Source organism: Nocardioides sp. NPDC000445 (genome assembly GCF_040300245.1).
Classification (GTDB): Bacteria; Actinomycetota; Actinomycetes; order Propionibacteriales; family Nocardioidaceae; genus Nocardioides.
Map to the genome: position 1 here is coordinate 24,664 of NZ_JBEPDH010000029.1, position 15,705 is coordinate 40,368.

Annotated in this window: 22 protein-coding genes; 15 read left to right on the forward strand and 7 right to left on the reverse strand. The window is 69.4% G+C overall.

From position 1 onward, the window contains the following. Positions 1-86: 86 nt before the first annotated feature. Positions 87-749 (forward strand): TetR/AcrR family transcriptional regulator, encoded by a 663-nt coding sequence (locus ABT304_RS28350; protein WP_350720430.1) that lies wholly within the window; start codon positions 87-89, stop codon positions 747-749. Between the two features lies 1 nt (position 750). On the opposite strand, the gene ABT304_RS28355 is transcribed toward ABT304_RS28350, so the two are convergent. Beyond that, the gene (locus ABT304_RS28355) at positions 751-1,203 is read right to left on the reverse strand and encodes an Lrp/AsnC family transcriptional regulator (RefSeq protein ID WP_350720431.1); all 453 of its coding nucleotides are present in this window, start codon (positions 1,201-1,203) and stop codon (positions 751-753) included. A gap of 63 nt (positions 1,204-1,266) precedes the next feature. Between ABT304_RS28355 and ABT304_RS28360 the strand changes: the two genes are divergently transcribed. The 5 genes from ABT304_RS28360 to ABT304_RS28380 are packed head-to-tail and all read left to right on the forward strand — an operon-like array spanning position 1,267 to position 3,696. Then, positions 1,267-1,995 carry an AzlC family ABC transporter permease gene (locus ABT304_RS28360; protein ID WP_350720433.1) on the forward strand — a complete coding sequence of 243 codons (729 nt, stop codon included), beginning with the start codon at positions 1,267-1,269 and terminating at the stop codon, positions 1,993-1,995. Next, positions 1,988-2,317, forward strand: a complete 330-nt coding sequence (locus tag ABT304_RS28365; protein ID WP_350720435.1) for a branched-chain amino acid transporter permease — start codon at positions 1,988-1,990, stop codon at positions 2,315-2,317. The genes ABT304_RS28360 and ABT304_RS28365 overlap by 8 nt, the downstream gene beginning before the upstream one ends. 30 nt (positions 2,318-2,347) lie before the next feature. After that, a complete protein-coding gene (locus ABT304_RS28370) occupies positions 2,348-2,746 on the forward strand; it encodes a low affinity iron permease family protein (protein WP_350720437.1) in 399 nt (132 codons plus the stop codon). Positions 2,747-2,781: 35 nt separating this feature from the next. Next, positions 2,782-3,111, forward strand: a complete 330-nt coding sequence (locus tag ABT304_RS28375; RefSeq protein ID WP_350720439.1) for a nuclear transport factor 2 family protein — start codon at positions 2,782-2,784, stop codon at positions 3,109-3,111. Positions 3,112-3,117: 6 nt separating this feature from the next. After that, positions 3,118-3,696: a DUF1349 domain-containing protein gene (locus ABT304_RS28380; RefSeq protein WP_350720440.1), complete on the forward strand. Its 579-nt coding sequence runs from the start codon at positions 3,118-3,120 to the stop codon at positions 3,694-3,696. A gap of 8 nt (positions 3,697-3,704) precedes the next feature. Here the strand turns inward: ABT304_RS28380 and arr are convergent, their stop codons facing one another. Beyond that, the gene (gene arr / locus ABT304_RS28385) at positions 3,705-4,115 is read right to left on the reverse strand and encodes an NAD(+)--rifampin ADP-ribosyltransferase (RefSeq protein ID WP_350720442.1); all 411 of its coding nucleotides are present in this window, start codon (positions 4,113-4,115) and stop codon (positions 3,705-3,707) included. Between the two features lie 439 nt (positions 4,116-4,554). Here arr and ABT304_RS28390 point away from each other — a divergent pair, with 439 nt between their 5' ends. From ABT304_RS28390 to ABT304_RS28400, 3 genes are read left to right on the forward strand one after another with little or no spacing between them, the layout of a single operon-like run. Continuing rightward, entirely contained in the window at positions 4,555-5,796 is a 1,242-nt protein-coding gene (locus ABT304_RS28390) for an HNH endonuclease signature motif containing protein (RefSeq protein WP_350720443.1), read from the forward strand. Positions 5,797-5,849: 53 nt separating this feature from the next. After that, entirely contained in the window at positions 5,850-6,323 is a 474-nt protein-coding gene (locus ABT304_RS28395; protein ID WP_350720445.1) for a GNAT family N-acetyltransferase, read from the forward strand. Positions 6,324-6,328: 5 nt separating this feature from the next. Next, positions 6,329-6,877 (forward strand): AAA family ATPase, encoded by a 549-nt coding sequence (locus ABT304_RS28400; RefSeq protein ID WP_350720447.1) that lies wholly within the window; start codon positions 6,329-6,331, stop codon positions 6,875-6,877. Here ABT304_RS28400 and ABT304_RS28405 read toward each other — a convergent pair. After that, the gene (locus tag ABT304_RS28405; protein WP_350720449.1) at positions 6,836-7,600 is read right to left on the reverse strand and encodes a DeoR/GlpR family DNA-binding transcription regulator; all 765 of its coding nucleotides are present in this window, start codon (positions 7,598-7,600) and stop codon (positions 6,836-6,838) included. The two genes, ABT304_RS28400 and ABT304_RS28405, sit on opposite strands and share 42 nt — an antisense overlap. A gap of 47 nt (positions 7,601-7,647) precedes the next feature. On the opposite strand from ABT304_RS28405, the gene ABT304_RS28410 reads away from it, so the two are divergent. Together ABT304_RS28410 and ABT304_RS28415 are read left to right on the forward strand one after the other, a co-directional pair. After that, the gene (locus tag ABT304_RS28410) at positions 7,648-8,031 is read left to right on the forward strand and encodes a DUF4406 domain-containing protein (protein WP_350720451.1); all 384 of its coding nucleotides are present in this window, start codon (positions 7,648-7,650) and stop codon (positions 8,029-8,031) included. Further along, positions 8,028-8,714, forward strand: coding sequence for an NUDIX domain-containing protein (locus ABT304_RS28415; RefSeq protein ID WP_350720453.1), 687 nt, complete (start codon positions 8,028-8,030; stop codon positions 8,712-8,714). The genes ABT304_RS28410 and ABT304_RS28415 overlap by 4 nt, the downstream gene beginning before the upstream one ends. On the opposite strand, the gene ABT304_RS28420 is transcribed toward ABT304_RS28415, so the two are convergent. Continuing rightward, positions 8,689-9,327, reverse strand: a complete 639-nt coding sequence (locus tag ABT304_RS28420; RefSeq protein ID WP_350720455.1) for a dihydrofolate reductase family protein — start codon at positions 9,325-9,327, stop codon at positions 8,689-8,691. The two genes, ABT304_RS28415 and ABT304_RS28420, sit on opposite strands and share 26 nt — an antisense overlap. Before the next feature lie 135 nt (positions 9,328-9,462). Here ABT304_RS28420 and ABT304_RS28425 point away from each other — a divergent pair, with 135 nt between their 5' ends. After that, the gene (locus ABT304_RS28425) at positions 9,463-9,897 is read left to right on the forward strand and encodes a YkvA family protein (RefSeq protein ID WP_350720456.1); all 435 of its coding nucleotides are present in this window, start codon (positions 9,463-9,465) and stop codon (positions 9,895-9,897) included. 19 nt (positions 9,898-9,916) lie between these two features. On the opposite strand, the gene ABT304_RS28430 is transcribed toward ABT304_RS28425, so the two are convergent. Then, on the reverse strand, positions 9,917-10,441 hold the full coding sequence (locus ABT304_RS28430; protein WP_350720458.1) for a VOC family protein: 525 nt from the start codon (positions 10,439-10,441) through the stop codon (positions 9,917-9,919). Between the two features lie 109 nt (positions 10,442-10,550). Here ABT304_RS28430 and ABT304_RS28435 point away from each other — a divergent pair, with 109 nt between their 5' ends. Both ABT304_RS28435 and ABT304_RS28440 read left to right on the forward strand, forming a co-directional pair. Continuing rightward, entirely contained in the window at positions 10,551-11,738 is a 1,188-nt protein-coding gene (locus tag ABT304_RS28435; protein WP_350720460.1) for a winged helix DNA-binding domain-containing protein, read from the forward strand. Positions 11,739-11,762: 24 nt separating this feature from the next. After that, a complete protein-coding gene (locus tag ABT304_RS28440; RefSeq protein WP_350720462.1) occupies positions 11,763-12,617 on the forward strand; it encodes a carbohydrate kinase family protein in 855 nt (284 codons plus the stop codon). Positions 12,618-12,628: 11 nt separating this feature from the next. On the opposite strand, the gene ABT304_RS28445 is transcribed toward ABT304_RS28440, so the two are convergent. Beyond that, positions 12,629-13,168, reverse strand: a complete 540-nt coding sequence (locus ABT304_RS28445; protein ID WP_350720464.1) for a TetR/AcrR family transcriptional regulator — start codon at positions 13,166-13,168, stop codon at positions 12,629-12,631. An 83-nt stretch (positions 13,169-13,251) separates the two neighbouring features. Here ABT304_RS28445 and ABT304_RS28450 point away from each other — a divergent pair, with 83 nt between their 5' ends. After that, on the forward strand, positions 13,252-14,232 hold the full coding sequence (locus ABT304_RS28450) for an SDR family NAD(P)-dependent oxidoreductase (RefSeq protein WP_350720466.1): 981 nt from the start codon (positions 13,252-13,254) through the stop codon (positions 14,230-14,232). Here ABT304_RS28450 and ABT304_RS28455 read toward each other — a convergent pair. Continuing rightward, the gene (locus ABT304_RS28455) at positions 14,220-15,683 is read right to left on the reverse strand and encodes a benzaldehyde dehydrogenase (protein ID WP_350720468.1); all 1,464 of its coding nucleotides are present in this window, start codon (positions 15,681-15,683) and stop codon (positions 14,220-14,222) included. The genes ABT304_RS28450 and ABT304_RS28455 overlap by 13 nt on opposite strands. Positions 15,684-15,705: the final 22 nt, after the last annotated feature.

Here is a 15,705-nt window from a genome sequence, read left to right on the forward strand (position 1 = left end):
AAAGAACCATCGGTCTGTTACGACCAACTTAAGAGACCGATGGTCTGATGTCAAGGGACCGGCGGTCTTTAAGTTAGTCTGGGGTGGTGACATTCCAGCGGGCACGAAGCGACGAGCAGCGAGAGATCCGCCGCCGGGCGATTCTGGACACGGCGGCGGCGATGCTCGACGAGATGCCGGTGGCCGAGGTGAGTCTCAACGAGCTCAGCCGGCGGGTGGGGCTGGCCAAGTCGAACGTGCTGCGCTACTTCGAGTCGCGCGAGGCGGTGCTGCTCGAGCTGCTGGACGACTTCTTGGGAGCGTGGCTCGAGGAGCTGACCGAGGAGCTGGCTGCGGGTGTCCAGGCCGAGGCGTCACCGGAGGTGCGGGCGGACCAGCTGGCCGAGGTCCTCAGCCGGTCGCTGTCGGGGCGGATGGTGCTCTGCGACCTCTTCGGCGCGCAGGGTGGCGTCCTCGAGCACAACGTCTCGGTCGAGGTCGTCAAGCGCCACAAACGCGCCACCCACGAGCACCTCGTGACCATGCTCGAGCTCGTACGCCGCCACCTGCCCGAGCTCGGCGACGGCGCCCAGACGTTCTGCATGATGAGCCTGATCTCGGCCGGCGCGCTGGCGGCGTACGTCCCGCCGCCGCCCAGCGTCCTCGCCGCCTATGCGGACGAGCCGGAGCTCGGCGTACTGCATCTGGATCTGCGCGACGCCCTGCGCACCTCGTTCACCGCGGCGCTCCTGGGCGTGCTGCCACGCTGACCTACCCCTTGATCAGCCGCATGGTCTGGTGCGAGAGCAGCCTGTTCACCGCGGGCAGCCGGGAGATCGTCCCGACGATGAGGGCTTCGTACGCATCGGGGTCGGCGACCTGGACGCGCAGGTAGTAGTCGGGCTGGCCGAGCATGCGACGCATCTCGGTGACCTCGGGGACGGCGATGGCGGCGGTCTCGAAGTCTTCGATGGTCTTGCCGTCGTTGACGGCGATGTCGATCGCCACGATGACCTCGAACCCGCGTCCGCCGCTCTTCGGGTCGATGCTGGCGTGGTAGCCCTTGATCACGCCGTCGCGCTCCAGCCGCTGCACCCGGCGCAGGCACGGCGCCGGGGTGAGCCCGACCCGTCGGGCCAGCTCGGCGTTGCTCAGCCGGGCGTCATCCTCGAGCTCGGCAATGATTGCTCGATCCAGGTCGTCGATCGCATGATCATTGCGCACAGCGGCACTTTAGCATCGCCAATGGGCAACCCAAGGACGTCAGAACTTTCCTAGGCTTGCGGCATGCACGTGATGGAGACGGAGACGGCGCACCGGGAGCTCGCGGGGACCCGCGAGGAGGTCGCCGCCGGGTGGAGGACAGTGCTTCCCGCGTGTGTCGCCGTCGTCCCGCTCGGGCTCGCGCTCGGCGTACTCGTGGTCCAGTCGGGGCTCGCCTGGTGGTGGGCACCGGTGCTGGGCGCGGTCGTATTCGCCGGATCGATGGAGTTCCTGCTCGTCGGCCTCCTGGCCGCCGCCGCGCCGCTGGCGCAGATCGCGGTCAGCACGCTGCTGGTGAACTTCCGGCACGTCTTCTACGCCATCACGTTCCCGATGCACCGGGTGCGCGGCCGCGGGTGGAAGGCCTACAGCACCTTCGCCCTGACCGACGAGGCGTACGCGCTCACCGCGACGCCGGAGGCGGCCGAGTGGTCGCGGACCAGGATCATCAGCATCCAGGCGTTCTTCCACCTGGCGTGGGTGCTCTGCGTGGCCGCCGGCGCCGGGCTGGGATCGCTGATCCCGCCGCAGGTGGTCGGCCTCGACTTCGCGGTCACGGCGCTGTTCGTGGTGCTGGGGATGGAGGCGTACAAGGTCCGTCGGTCGGTGCCGGTCTCGGCTCTTGCTCTGGGCTGCGCGATCGTCGCGGCACTGATCTCGCGGGACAACATGCTGCTGATCGCGATGGGCATGTTCTGTGCCGCGCTGGTCTGCTCGTACGTCCTGGCTGCCCGTAGGAGCAGGCGTGGCTGATCCCTGGTACGTCCTGTCCGCCGTCCTCGTCTCCGCGGCCGTCACCTGGACCCTTCGCGCGGCTCCGTTCGCGATGCTCGCGCCGCTGCGGCACAGCGCGCTGCTGGCCTACATCGGCGACCGGATGCCCGTCGGCGTGATGGTCATCCTCGCCGCCTACACCCTCCGTGACACCGACCCCGCCGTCCTGGCCTCTGCCGGACCGGCCGCCCTCGCCCTCGCGATCACGATCGGGCTGCACCTGTGGCGAGGCAGCATGACGCTGAGCATCTTCGCCGGCACGGCTGCGTACGTCCTGATGACCTCGGTCATCGCGGCCTGATCGGCAGCGATCGGGTACTACGGTGTGCGCATGACCGTAGAGAACAGTGCCAGGAAGTCTCGTCAGCGAGGCGACGGACGGAATGGGTTCGAACGCTTCGTGGAGGTGGTCACCTCTGTGGTCAGCCATGCTCCCTTCTTCTATGTGATCGTGGGCGTCCTGCTGGCGTGGGCGGTGAGCTTCCCCTTCTGGTCCTCGAGCACCAAGTGGGAGCTGGCCGTGCACACGGGCTCCTCGGTCCTCTCGCTGCTGTTGCTGGTGCTGCTCCAGAACGCCGGGCGGCGCTCGGAGGAGGCTTCCCACGAGAAGCTCAACGTGATCGCCTCGGCCCTCTCTGATCTCATGGAGTCCCGGGCCCGCGACGACGAGGACCTTGCCGACTCGGTGCGGATCCTGCGCGAGGCCGTGGGGCTCGAAGAACGACACTGAATACTCGCGACACCACCCGCTGAGAAGGAGTGCACATGACAGAGCAGACGATTCCTGAGCCGGTCGCCGCCTTCATCGAGGCCGTCAACAGGCACGACGAGTCCGCGTTCCTCGACGCCTTCACCGAGGGTGGAGCTGTCGACGACTGGGGCCGTGTCTTCACCGGACGGGAGCAGATCAAGGGGTGGAGCGACAACGAGTTCATCGGCGCTCAGGGGACCCTCGCCGTCGAGGAGGTCGCGGCCGAGGACGGCACGGTGACCGTGATCGGGGACTGGCGCTCCACCCACGCCAACGGTCGCTCGAAGTTCGTCTTCGACGTCGACGGCGACCGGATCACCACGATGACCATTCGCGAGGGCTGACCCGCCTTGACCTCGATCCGTTGGGGGAGCGGGCGCTGGACCCATCCGCCCGTCGCCGCTGTCGAGCGCGGCTCCGACCTGCTCGTCACTGCCGCCGAGGGGAGCGACGCGTGGCGTACGACCTCCTACGGGTTCGTCCACGACAGCGAGCACGCCCTGCTCGCTCCCTTCGACCAGGACACCGCGGTCGAGGTCGAGTTCACGGCTGCCTTCTCACAGCAGTTCGACCAGGCCGGGATCTTCGTACGCGTCAGCGAGACGCACTGGGTCAAGGCGGGCGTCGAGTACGCCGACGGTCGTCCGCAGCTCGGTGCCGTCGTCACCGACGGCAGATCCGACTGGTCACTGGCGCCCGTGCCCGACTGGCGTGACCGCAGGGTCCGCATGCGGGTCAGTCGATCCGGTGACGCGCTCACCATCCGAGCCGCGGTCGACGGAGGCTCTCTTCAGCTCGTCCGACTCGTTCCCTTCGCTCCGGAGCTCGTCGCCGAGGCCGGGCCGTTCACCTGTGCTCCCACGCGGGCAGGGCTCACGATCGCCTTCCATGCCTGGCGTACGACCGCGGCGGATGCCGCCCTGCACTGATCGTCGCCCTAGTTGATGATCTCGGCCCGTTCGTCGGTCCGGATCGCAGCGAGGCGGTCGCGCCACATCTGGAGGGCCTCCGGCGTCAGCCGGGTCCAGTCGTGGACCTCGGAGACGATCCGGAGCGGTGCCGTGCTGCGGTAGGAGCGGGTCGGGTTGCCGGGGAACTTCTTGTCCGTGACGTTGGGGTCGTTCTCATATTCTCCGGTCGGCTCGACGAGATAGACCCGTGGCTCTGCGTCGCCGGGGGCGATCTCGGCGGCTAGGCCTGCGCCGTCGGGGAGCGCGGTGAAGTAGATGTGATTCATCACCACCTCGGGCTTGTAGTTCGACCGGAAGCCGGGGGTGAGTAGATCTCCTTCGCGCAGATCGGCCTTTGTGCCGTGGTAGAACGGCCCGTCGTCCAGCGGCTCAGTCATGCTGGGAGGTTACTCGGAGATTTGTGTCTGGGTTCCAGCGTGGGTGGGGCCAATACGTTGTCTGGGTTGGGAGATTTAGAAGCAGGGTGTCTGGGTTGGGTGCCATTTACCTGTCTTGCGGGCTTCCAGCAGCGGTCTGGATTTGGGTTTGGGATACCTGTCCCTGACTGGGTTTTGCGACTTTTTCCGTGGCTTGGCTTGGTCTTGTGTGGTAGGCTCGGCACAGGCGTAAACGTGAAGGCCGACCACCTCGAAAGAGGCGTACCCCTATCCACCCGAGACACAACGGGGGTGGGGTAATCCAGGGGAACCAGGGGCGTGCACGCTGAGCTGCGAGGGTAAGTAATTGTCCGTACTCCGGGCCTCCGAGACCAGCGAACCAACACACACCCGCATCAGCGGGTGTGAAGAGTTCGTACGTCGGGAGATGACCGGTTCGATGACCACGCTGCAGCAACCTCAGCACCCTGTGCTGGCGGCGGTGGCCGCGGTCACCGCTTCGCTCGAGGGGGTTGCTCAGTCGAATCCGTCGTTCATGGCCACCGATCAGAAGGCCACCGCGCTGCTCGAGATCGCCCAGGCGAAAGCGCAGCTGGCAGAGCTCGAGCTGCGGGTGCTCGCCACCGCCGATGACGTGGCCGCCGAGTCCGCGGCACGGGATGTCGCGGCGTGGCTGCATCACCACACCCACCAGCGCCCCGAGACCCTGCGTGCCGACCTCCGGCTCGCTGGGGCTTTGGATCGGACCTACCACCAGGTCGCCGCGGCCATGCGCCGTGGTGACTGCAACACGGCCCAAGCCCACGTGATCGTGAGTGCCCTCGACGACCTGCCGGCCGATCTCGACCCAGAGGTCCGGGTCAAGGCCGAAGAAGCACTGGTCGGCTATGCGACCCGGTTCGACCCCACCCAGCTCCGCCGCCTGGGCCGCCGGATCCTCGACGTCATCGCCCCCGAGATCGCCGAGGCGGAAGAGGCGAAACGGCTCGCCGCCGAGGAAGCCCACGCAAGGAAGAAGACCCGCCTGGCGATGCGGCGCCTGGGGGATGGCACCACCCGGATCTCGGCGGTGGTCCCGGACGCGGCCGCGGACCGGCTGGCCACCAACCTGGAGGCCTTCGCCTCACCCCGCCGCGAGGACGGCACCCGCACCGACACCGGCGAGTACCTGCCCTACGACCGCCGACTCGGGCGCGCGTTCTGCCAGCTGTTGGAGACCCTCGACCCATCGCGGTTGCCGATCCACGGCGGGGATGCGACCACGGTGATCGTGACCATCGACCTCGATCAGCTCCGCAAGGAAGCCGGCATCGCCCAGATCCTCGGTGGCAGCCCGATCACCGCCGCCGAAGCCCGCCGGCTGGCCTGCACCGCGAACATCATCCCCGCCGTCCTCGGCGGCGCCTCCGAGGTCCTCGACCTCGGTCGCAAGGAACGCTTCTTCACCGCCGCCCAACGCCGAGCCCTCCTCCTCAGATCAGCGACCTGCGAGGCCGAAGGCTGCGACATCCCGGGAACTTGGGCCGAGGCCCACCACTGGATCGCCTGGGCCCAAGCCGGCGCGACCGACCTCGACAACGCCGCCCTGCTCTGCTCCCATCACCACCACCGCGCCCACGACGCCGCGTACCTCCACGAACGCCTCCCCAACGGCGCCATCCGATTCACGCGACGCACCTAGATCGCGGCGGAACTCAGTCGAGCCACGAGCGCCTGCGACGTACGGTTGCGACCATGAGCGCCACCCCGATCGGGCCGAACCCTGCGGGCATCAGACCGGCGGAGCCAGCGGATGCGCCGCGGCTGAGGGAGATCGCGCTGGCGGCGTACGCGAGGTACGTGGAGCGGATCGGGCTCGAGCCTGGGCCGATGGCGGCGGACTACGAGGAGGCGATCGAGTCCGCGGAGGTCTGGGTGGCGATGGTTGATGGCGATGTTGCCGGATACGCGGTCACGAGGCATCCAGGGGACGGGGTGCTGTTGGAGAACCTCGCGGTGGCGCCTGGCCATCAGGGGCGGGGGATCGGGCGAGCACTGATTGCTCACGTCGAGTCCCGCGCGATGGCCCGCGGCGCGGCGTACGTCGAGCTCTACACGCATGAGGCGATGACCGAGAACCGGCGGCTCTACGCGCGGTTGGGATATGAGGAGACCGGGTACGTCGTCGAGGATGGATACCGCCGTGTGTTCATGACGAAGACACTCTGATGCGGGTGTCGGTGGTCGGATCCTCGGGTTCGGGTAAGTCGACGGTCGCCCGGAGGCTGGCGGAGACTCTTGGGGTCCGGTACGTCGAGCTCGACGCGCTTCATTGGCGGGCGGGATGGGTCGAGGAAGAGCACGACGTGTTCGTGGAGCGGGTCCGCGAGGCGACCTGCGGTGATGCCTGGGTCATCGACGGGAACTATCAGAGCAAGGTCGGCACCCTGGTGTGGGGGCCGGCGGAGCTCGTCGTGTGGGTGAACCCGTCGCGGTGGCGGGTGATGGTGCAGGTCACCCTGCGTACGCTGCGGAGAGCCGCGAGGCGTGAGGAGCTCTGGAACCGCAACCGCGAGGGATGGGGCGGTCTTCGTCTCTGGGATCCGAGCGACTCGGTGATCCGCTGGGCGTGGGACTCGTATGCTCCGCAGGTGAAGCGTTATGAGGCGGCGATGGCCGACCCGCGTCACTCTCACCTGCGGTTCGTCCGGCTTCGCTCGAGGCGGGACGTCGAACGGTTCCTAGAGAGCGTCGGCGTGCAGGATCTCGACGTCGAGTGCTGACAGCTGCTTGATCACGCCATCGGTCGGGGCGGCGTCGGTGATGATGCCGGTGACCTGACCCCAGGGGAGCACCCGGTAGGGGGAGGCGGTGCCGATCTTCTCCGAGGAGGCGAGGACGTACGTCTCGCCCGCACGCGCGGCCAGGGCGCGTTTCATGGCGGCGTCCTCGGCGTCGCCGGTGGTGAGGCCGGCCTCGGGGTGGACGCCGGTGACACCGATGAGGCAGAGGTCGGCGGAGACGTTCTGGGCTGCTTCGACGGCTGCGGCGCCACAGGCGACGGCGGAGTGCTTGAAGACGCGGCCGCCGAGGAGGAACAGGTCGGCGCTCGGGTGCTGCAGGAGGGCCGAGGCGACGGTCGGGCTGTTGGTGATGACGGTGCACTCCAGGTCCCGGGGAAGTGCCTCCGCGACGGCGAGCGCGGTGGTGCCTCCGTCCAGGATGAGCGTGCTGCCGGGACGTACGAGGCCTGCGGCCGTGGCCGCTACCGCCCGCTTCCCACCCGGCTCGACGCTGTGGCGGGTCGTGTAGTCGACGACCGCCGGGGAGACGGGGAGCGCACCGCCGTAGACGCGCTGGCACAGACCCTCGGCGGCCAGGTCGCGTAGATCGCGGCGGATGCTGTCCTCGGAGATGCCCAGGTCGACGGCGACGTCCTTGGCCACGATCTTGCCTGTTTCGTCCAGAATGCGCAGGAGATGGGCGCGGCGCTGTCCAACGAGCATGCACGTTCCTTTCTGTTCTTGCACAGTATTGCATGTAGCCTGGCGCCATGACGACACCGAAGCCGATGCTCATCCTCATTGCCGGCCCCTATCGTTCCGGCACCGACGGTGACCCCGCGGCCATGGCCGCCAACCTCGAGCGGCTCGAAGCGGCCGCCTGGCCGATCTTCGCCGCCGGCCACATCCCGATGATCGGTGAGTGGGTCGCGCTGCCTGTGCTGAGCTCTGCCGGCGCGGGGCCCACCGACCCTCTCGCGGAGGAGGTCCTCTATCCGACCGCGGAGCGGTTGCTTCAGCGCTGCGACGCCGTCCTGCGGCTTCCCGGGGAGTCGGCCGGAGCCGACCAGGATGTGGCGATCGCCGAGAGCCGAGGGCTTCCGGTCTACTACGACATCGCGGAGATCCCGGCGATCGAGGCGCAGCGCGCATGAGCCGCCGCCCAGGCATCGAGATCCCCGACCATCGAGGCCGCATCGGTCTCGACCGCGCCGGCCGAGAGCTGACCCGCAACCCCGACGTCGTGGTCCGAGACGTCGAGCTGACCTCGCAGGGGTGGCACGTACTCAGGCGCACCACGTTCGACTACCGCCGACGCGACGGGCGCTGGGAGACGCAGCAGCGCGAGACGTACGACCGCGGGAACGGTGCCGTCCTCCTTCCTTACGATGTCGAGCGCGGCACGGTCCTGCTGACGCGGCAGTTCAGATATCCGGTCTACGTCAACGACCATCCTGACGGGCTCCTCATCGAGGCGGCCGCGGGGCTGCTGGATGCCGACGACCCGGTCACCGCCATCCGCCGGGAGAGCGCCGAAGAGCTCGGCATCGGACTCACCGACGTCGACCACGTCTTCGACGCCTTCATGAGTCCCGGGTCGGTGACCGAACGGCTCCACTTCTTCGCGGCGGCGTACACGCCGGCGAGCCGCACCGGAGACGGGGGAGGAGTCGCCGAGGAGGGCGAGGACATCGAGGTGCTCGAGCTCGACTTCGCCGAGACGCTGGCGATGACCCGGGACGGCCGGATCATCGACGCCAAGACGGTCATGCTCCTGCAGTGGGCCGCCCTCGACGGACCTTTCGCCCGCGTCAGGAGTCGGCAGGCTTACGCGTGAAGGTCAGGTGGGTGACGCCGCTGGGCGTCGAGACCGCCTCGATGTCGTAGTCGTTCTCGGCTCCCTCCAGGCCGTCCCAGACGCGTACGCCACGACCGAGGACGATCGGCACCTGCACCAGGTGCATCAGATCGACGAGCCCGGCTGCGACGAAGTCGCGCACCACGGTCGCGCCGCCCCCGAGGCGTACGTCCTGACCGTCGGCCGCCTCGAACGCGGCCGCCAGCGCCTCGGCCGGAGGCGCATTCAGGAAGTAGAAGGTGGTGCCGCCCTCCATCTCCACGGGCGGCCGCGGCCGGTGGGTGAGGACGAAGGTCGGCGAGTGGAACGGCGGGTTGGGGCCCCACCAGCCCTTCCACTCGGGGTCGTCCTGCCACCCCGGCGGGCCGAACTTGTTGGCGCCCATGATCTCGGCACCGATGCCCTGGCTGTGCCGCTGCGCGAAGGCGTCGTCCGCACCCGCGCCGCCGGACGAGTCCCAGTAGCGAGTGGCGAACATCCATTCGTGAAGGCGCTCGCCGGCATGGCCGAACGGCGCCTCGGCCGACTGCGGCTCCCCGGTTGCGAAGCCGTCGAGCGAGATCGAAAGATTGTGGACTCTGGTGAGTGGCATGGGTTCCTCCGTGAACCATGACGACGAGTCAGCTCGGCGCCCGATCGAGCGTACTGCTCGAGGACGGAGACGACGATGCCTTTCTCCGGCGGCTGTGATGGAATCGCCAGGTGCGGCGCCACCACGGAGCGCGGCATGGCTCGGAGGGTGAGGGTGACCGGTTCGTTCTGGTGGGACCTGGCGATCGGCATCGCCGCGGCGCTCCTGCTCACCTGGCTCTGCCTCATCGTCGCGCTGCTCGTCGTCCGCCCGCGCGGCGACCTGTTGCGTGAGGCACTGCGGATCCTGCCCGATGTCGTGCGGCTGCTGCGTCGGCTCGCGACCGACAGCTCGATGCCTCGCGGCGTACGGATCAGGCTCGGGCTGCTCATGGTCTACCTCGCCCTGCCGATCGACCTGGTGCCCGACTTCATCCCGGTGCTGGGCTACGCCGACGACGCGATTATCGTCGCCGCCGTCCTGCGCGGCGTCGTCCGTCGCGCCGGGATCGACGCGGTTCGCGCCCAGTGGCCGGGCACCGACGACGGCTTCGCCGCCCTGGTCCTGATCGCGGGCCTCGACTCGAAGTAGCTCCTCGCGCCCTCCCCGATCAGCGGACGGGAGCGCTGCTTCGTCCTTGCGCCCGACCGCTGAGCTCGGCGTCGAGCGTCATTTGCGCCACCCGCATCTGCTCGGCGTGGACAGGATCTTGGAGACGCTGCCAGATCACGTCCTCGGGTACGTCCTCGACGTGGCGGACGACCCACCAGATGTTCCCGAACGGATCCTTGATCCGCCCGCCGCGCTGGCCGAACGCGTTGTCGCTGATCTCGGTCACCACCGTCGCGCCCCGCTCGACGGCCCGCGAGAAGGAAGCGTCGGGATCAGGCACCCACACCCGCAGAAGGCTGGGCATCACCGGCCATTCCGGACGCCGGTCGAAGGCCAGAACGACGGTGTCGCCGATGCGGATCTCGCCGTGGCCGATCGACCCGTCCTCGGTGGCGACGCGAGCGATCTCCTCGCCGTCGAACACCTCGGTGATGAAGTCGAGCAGCGCACCCGTGTCGTCGGAGACGACCCATGGCGCGACGGTCGTGTAACCGGCTGGGGCGTGGGGGCTTGTGGCTGTCATGTCGATCTCCTCGGGTCGGCGACTTCATGCATGACTCTAGGAGCGGATCAGGTCAGATACCGGCCTGAATACGGGGAGGCGAAGAGACGAGCAGACGTACGCTGGGTCGGTGGCCGAGCGAGTCGAACGGGAGCGCGTGGTCGCCTTCAGGCTGGCATCCCACCACCTCGACGCCCGGCGCGGAGAGCAGGGCCTGCTGGCGGCTGCGGGACGGTGCGGTATCCAGAACACTCCTCCCGGGTCGGCGCTGCTGGCGTTCCACGCACGAGTCGAGGGCGTCTCGGCTGACATGGTTGCCGAAGCCGTCGAACGTCGGGAGCTGTTGCTGACCTGGAGCATGCGGGGTGCTCCCTACTATTTCCCGACCGCCGAGGCGTACGTCTTCACGACAGGGGTGCTTCCCGTGACCGAGGAAGCGCGGAGGCATTTCCTGCTGGGCGTCCAGCCGGCGGTCGACAGACTCGGGCTGACCCTCACCGAGGCCGTCGACATCGTCGCAGCCGCCACCCGTGAGGTGCTGTCGGGACGGCAGCTCGCGATCGACGAGCTCGGAGCCGAGGTGGCCACACGGATCGCCCCCGAGCTGACGGACCGGCAGCGAGCGGTCTGGAACGAGGAGGGGCCCTACGCCGACGGGCAGCCCATCGGGGAGGCGGTCGTGCACTTCTGCGTCCGCCTGCTCGCACTGCAGCGGACCGTCTGCTTCGCGCCACGCACCGGGAACAAGGCTCCGTTCGTCCTGACGGAGGAATGGCTCGGACGTGCTGTCGAGGAGACGGATCCCGTGGCGTGCCGCCGCGAGCTGCTCCGGCGCTACCTGCGCTGCTACGGCCCGTCGACCCGAAGCGACTTCGCGACGTGGCTCGGGGTGCGAGCGGGGGACGTCGATCCGTGGTGGAGCAGTCTCGAGGACGAGTTGGTCGAGCTGGACATCGGTGGCACCGCCTGGGCCTTCGCCGCCGATCTCGACGCACTCCGAACGGCGAGGACGCCCACGGGCGTGCGGCTGCTTCCGCCCCGGGACGCCTACACCCAGCTGCGCGATCGAGACACGATCGTGGGCAGGGCCCATCACCGGGACGTCTGGAGAACCGTCGGTGACCCCGGAACGATGCTCGTCGACGGCGAGATCGTCGGCACCTGGCGTGCCCGCAAGAGCGGGCGGAGGCTGCGCGTCGACCTGAAGGCGTTCGAGGCGCTGAGCCGACGCCATCAGGACGCCCTGGTCGCGGAGGCGGAGAGCATCGCGCCGCTGCGGGAGGCGTCGTCGGTGTCGGTCGATGTTACGACCTACTGACCGCGACGGTGCTGGAATAGGGCGATGTCGTCTGCTCCCCGTGTCGTCGTCTGCGGCCCCGCGTCCTGGAACCACCTGATCGAGCTCGACCGGCTGCCCGAGCCGGTGCCACACATGCAGCTCGCGCGCCGCGCGTGGCACACGGTCGGCGGCACCTCCGCGGGCAAGGCGCTGCATCTGGCCGGGCTCGGCATCGACGTACGCCTGTGGGCGCCTGTCGGTGACGACGAGGACGGCGAGCGGCTGCGGGAGCGGCTCGAGCAGGCGGGGGTCGTCATGGAGACGATCGCGAGCGAGCAGACCGAACGGCACGTCAACCTGATGGCCGAGGCCGGGGGCCGGGTCTCCTTGTACGTCTCGACCCCCTCGATCCCGTCCGCCGAAGCGGTCGAGGCGGCGGTGAGCGCGGTCGCCGCCGCGGACCTCGCGGTGATCGACCTGAGCGAGCTCGGCCGGCTGGTGCTGGAGGCGATGCCCGCCCGACGGGCGTCGCTGTGGATGGACCTGCACGACTACGACGGCTCGTCGGCGTTTCACGAGCCCTTCCTGCGCGCCGCCGAAGGCGTGTTCATGAACGACGACGGCACCGAGGACCCGTGGGGGCTGATGGCCTCGTGTCTCGACCACGGTCCCGAGCTCGCCGTCTGCACCCTCGGCGCGAAGGGAGCGATCGCGCTCGAGGCCGACGGGACCCGGCACGAGGTGGCGGCGACACCGGCCACCGTCGTCGACACCAACGGTGCCGGCGACGCTTTCATGGCCGGCTTCCTGGCCGCGTGGCTGCGTACGGAGCCGGTGGACGTCGCCCTTCGTGCCGCCGCCGAACAGGCCAGGGTCGCGATCGAGACCGAGCACCTCCACCCGGCCCTCGCTCGGTAGGCCGTCCGCCGTCAGGCGTGAGGAGAGAGCCCGGTCAGCATCACGTCGAGGAGCAGGTCGCGGTCGGTTCCGTCGCCCAGTCGTACGGCGTGCTCGACGCCGCAGACGAGCCGCTGCAGGTGGCTGGTGGTGATGTCGGGACGCACGGCGCCATCGTGGATGGCCGCCTCGAGGGTGGTCTCGGCGAGCCCGAAGAGCTCGTCGCGGAGCGCGCGTGCGGCCGGTGAGACCTCCTCGGACAGCAGGATCGCCTGGAGACCCTCGTGCTCGACCTGGAACAGGGCGGCGCTGCGTACGAAAGTGGTGAACGCCTCGCCGGGATCGGGCATCTCGGCTGCCGTGCGTGCCCGGGCGACGAGCTGCTCGAGCGCATCGAGGTTGAGTGCCTCCACGAGGGCGTCGACCGTGGGGAAGTGGCGGTAGACCGTCGCGACGCCGACGCCGGCTGCACGCGCCAGCTCGTTGAGGCGCAGGTCGGTCACCGGTCGCGCGCGAGCCGTGTCGAGGATCTTCGCGCGGGAGCGGGCTGCGTCCGAACGTAGCGGGGACATGGGCACAGCCTACGCGATTCGGATGAGTTATCCGCTTTTGGTATACCCTGAAACGGATCATCTATCCGATTAGAGGAGCATCCATGACCTGGGACCCCATTCACCTGCCCGATCTACGTGGTCGCGTCTATGCCGTCACCGGCGCCACCGGAGGAATCGGCTACTTCGCCGCCGAGCAGCTCGCAACGGCCGGCGCCGAGGTGGTGCTCGCCTCCCGCTCGCCCGAGAAGATCGACGTCGCCGCGGCCGCGATCCGCAGACAGGTCCCGGACGCGGTCACCAGCGCGGTCGCCTTCGACCTCACCTCGCTCCCATCAGTCGAGGAGGGCGCCGAGCAGCTCGCCGCGCTGCCGCGGCTCGACGGGATCTTCCTCAACGGTGCCCCGATGCAGCTCGACCGCCGGGCCAGGACGACGGACGGCCTGCCGCTCATGACCGGAGCGCACACCGTCGCCAACTTCGGCCTCGTCGCTCGGCTCCTCTCCGCGCGGTCCACCGGGACCGCCGACCCGCTCCGGATCGTGCATGCCTCGACCGGGTTCGTGCGGCGCTTCCACCTGGACGTGTCCGACCCGCGGGCGACGCCGCGCACCGGCATCGCCGCGTACGTCAAGGCCAAGACGCTCACCGAGATCTTCGGCTACGAGCTCGACCGCCGGCTCCGCGCAGCGGGGCTGCCCGTCGCCTCGATCCTCACCCACCCCGGAGTCGGGGTCGACGCGAAGACACCCCGGCGCGCCGGGATCCGGGACGACAGCATCGGCTATCGGCGCAACCCGTACACGCCCTGGGCCCAGGGCAAGGACGCGGCGGCCTGGTCCGGGGTGCGCGCCCTGGTCGACCCGGACGCGGTCGGCGGCGACTACTTCGGTCCCGCGAAGATCGCCGGCCCTCCCGTACGCCTGACCCCGCTGCCGCACACGATCGACCCGGGGCCGGGCGTCGTCGCGCGCGTGTGGGAGGCGCTCGAGGAGATGGCCGGCGTGACCGTCGACCTGTCCTCCGCGGGAGCTACCCGTACCTCACCTGCAAACCCGTCAGGGTCGCGGGCTCAGAACGGGTAGCGCGCCGGCTCACCCCGCATGGTGATCCACCGGGTCTCGGTGAACGCCTCGATGTTGGCCTCGGCGCCGCCGAACCGGGACCCGGTGCCGGACGCGCGGACGCCACCGAACGGCGCGTTGGCCTCGTCGTTGACGGTCTGGTCGTTGATGTGGACGATGCCGGTCGGGATCTGCTCCGCGACCGCGAGGCCACGCATGACGTCCTTGGTGACGATGCCGAGGGACAGGCCGTACTCGCTGGCCGCCGCGAGCTCGATCGCGTCCTCGACGGACTCGACCTTGGTCACCGGTGCGACGGGGCCAAAGACCTCTTCCGCGTACGCCGGCGCGGTGATCGGGACGTCCGCCAGGACGGTGGGCCGGTAGAAGAGATCCTCGTACGTGCCGCCGGCCGCGATGACGGCACCGGCATCCGCCGACGCAGTGACCAGACCGTGGATCTTGTCGCGCTGGCCGGCATCGATGACGGGGCCGAGAGCGACTTCGTCGGTGGCGGGATTGCCGACCGGTAGGTGGCCGGCCTTCTCGGCGAGGGCCTCGACGAAGTCGTCGTAGATGCTGGCAGCGACCAGGTGTCGGCCGGTCGTCATGCAGATCTGGCCCTGGTGGAAGAACGAGCCCCACGCCGCCAGGTTGACGGCGGCCTCGACGTCGGCGTCATCGAGGACCAGCAGCGCGGAGTTGCCGCCGAGCTCGAGGTGGGCACGCTTGAGGTGCCTGCCCGCCAGCTCACCGATGCGGCGGCCGACGCCGGTGGAGCCGGTGAACGAGATGACCCGGACGTGAGGATCCGTGATCAGCGCTTCGCCCACGTCGGCGCCGCCGGGCAGCATCTGGAGCACTCCCGGGGGCAGGCCCGCCTCCTCGAAGATGCGGGCCATCAGCGTGCCGCCGGTCACGGCGGTGCGCGGGTCCGGCTTGAGGATGACGGCGTTGCCGAGGGCGAGGGCAGGGGCGACCGAGCGGATGCCGAGGATGATCGGCACGTTGAAGGGGGCGATGACGGTGACCACCCCAGCGGGCACGCGACGTGTCATCGACAGACGCGGCTGTTCGGACGGGATGACCTCGCCGCTCGGACGGCTCGGGAGGCCGGCGGCCTCGTAGCACTCCTCGGCCGCGACGTGGAGTGCGAACCCGGCCATACCGGGTACGGCGCCGACCTCACGGACGTTCCACCCGGTGATCTCCTCGGCATGCCGCTGCCACAGGTCGCCGGCGCGACGCAGGACGGCGGCGCGTTCCGGGTGGGGAAGTGCGGCCCACTCGAGCTGGGCCTTGGCGGCCGCGGCGGCGGCATCCGCCACGTCGGCCGCGGTGGCCAGGCCCATCCTGCCCAGCTCGGCGCCGGTGGCCGGTTCGACGACGGCGTAGTCGCCTCCTCGCCCGGGTTGCCAGGCGCCGGCCTTGAGGATGTTTCCGGACCAGTCGACGGAGTCGAGAACGGACATGGTGTGCTCCTGAATGTCGGGT

What these genes read in the sequence shown, in the direction of transcription:
- ABT304_RS28360 (WP_350720433.1), top strand. Translation starts at nt 1,267, where the DNA reads ATGCACGTGATGGAGACGGAGACGGCGCACCGGGAGCTCGCGGGGACC.
- ABT304_RS28370 (WP_350720437.1), top strand. Translation starts at nt 2,348, where the DNA reads ATGACCGTAGAGAACAGTGCCAGGAAGTCTCGTCAGCGAGGCGACGGA.
- ABT304_RS28375 (WP_350720439.1), top strand. Translation starts at nt 2,782, where the DNA reads ATGACAGAGCAGACGATTCCTGAGCCGGTCGCCGCCTTCATCGAGGCC.
- arr (WP_350720442.1), bottom strand. Translation starts at nt 4,115, where the DNA reads ATGACTGAGCCGCTGGACGACGGGCCGTTCTACCACGGCACAAAGGCC.
- ABT304_RS28390 (WP_350720443.1), top strand. Translation starts at nt 4,555, where the DNA reads ATGACCACGCTGCAGCAACCTCAGCACCCTGTGCTGGCGGCGGTGGCC.
- ABT304_RS28395 (WP_350720445.1), top strand. Translation starts at nt 5,850, where the DNA reads ATGAGCGCCACCCCGATCGGGCCGAACCCTGCGGGCATCAGACCGGCG.
- ABT304_RS28405 (WP_350720449.1), bottom strand. Translation starts at nt 7,600, where the DNA reads ATGCTCGTTGGACAGCGCCGCGCCCATCTCCTGCGCATTCTGGACGAA.
- ABT304_RS28410 (WP_350720451.1), top strand. Translation starts at nt 7,648, where the DNA reads ATGACGACACCGAAGCCGATGCTCATCCTCATTGCCGGCCCCTATCGT.
- ABT304_RS28415 (WP_350720453.1), top strand. Translation starts at nt 8,028, where the DNA reads ATGAGCCGCCGCCCAGGCATCGAGATCCCCGACCATCGAGGCCGCATC.
- ABT304_RS28420 (WP_350720455.1), bottom strand. Translation starts at nt 9,327, where the DNA reads ATGCCACTCACCAGAGTCCACAATCTTTCGATCTCGCTCGACGGCTTC.
- ABT304_RS28425 (WP_350720456.1), top strand. Translation starts at nt 9,463, where the DNA reads ATGGCTCGGAGGGTGAGGGTGACCGGTTCGTTCTGGTGGGACCTGGCG.
- ABT304_RS28430 (WP_350720458.1), bottom strand. Translation starts at nt 10,441, where the DNA reads ATGACAGCCACAAGCCCCCACGCCCCAGCCGGTTACACGACCGTCGCG.
- ABT304_RS28440 (WP_350720462.1), top strand. Translation starts at nt 11,763, where the DNA reads ATGTCGTCTGCTCCCCGTGTCGTCGTCTGCGGCCCCGCGTCCTGGAAC.
- ABT304_RS28445 (WP_350720464.1), bottom strand. Translation starts at nt 13,168, where the DNA reads ATGTCCCCGCTACGTTCGGACGCAGCCCGCTCCCGCGCGAAGATCCTC.
- ABT304_RS28450 (WP_350720466.1), top strand. Translation starts at nt 13,252, where the DNA reads ATGACCTGGGACCCCATTCACCTGCCCGATCTACGTGGTCGCGTCTAT.
- ABT304_RS28455 (WP_350720468.1), bottom strand. Translation starts at nt 15,683, where the DNA reads ATGTCCGTTCTCGACTCCGTCGACTGGTCCGGAAACATCCTCAAGGCC.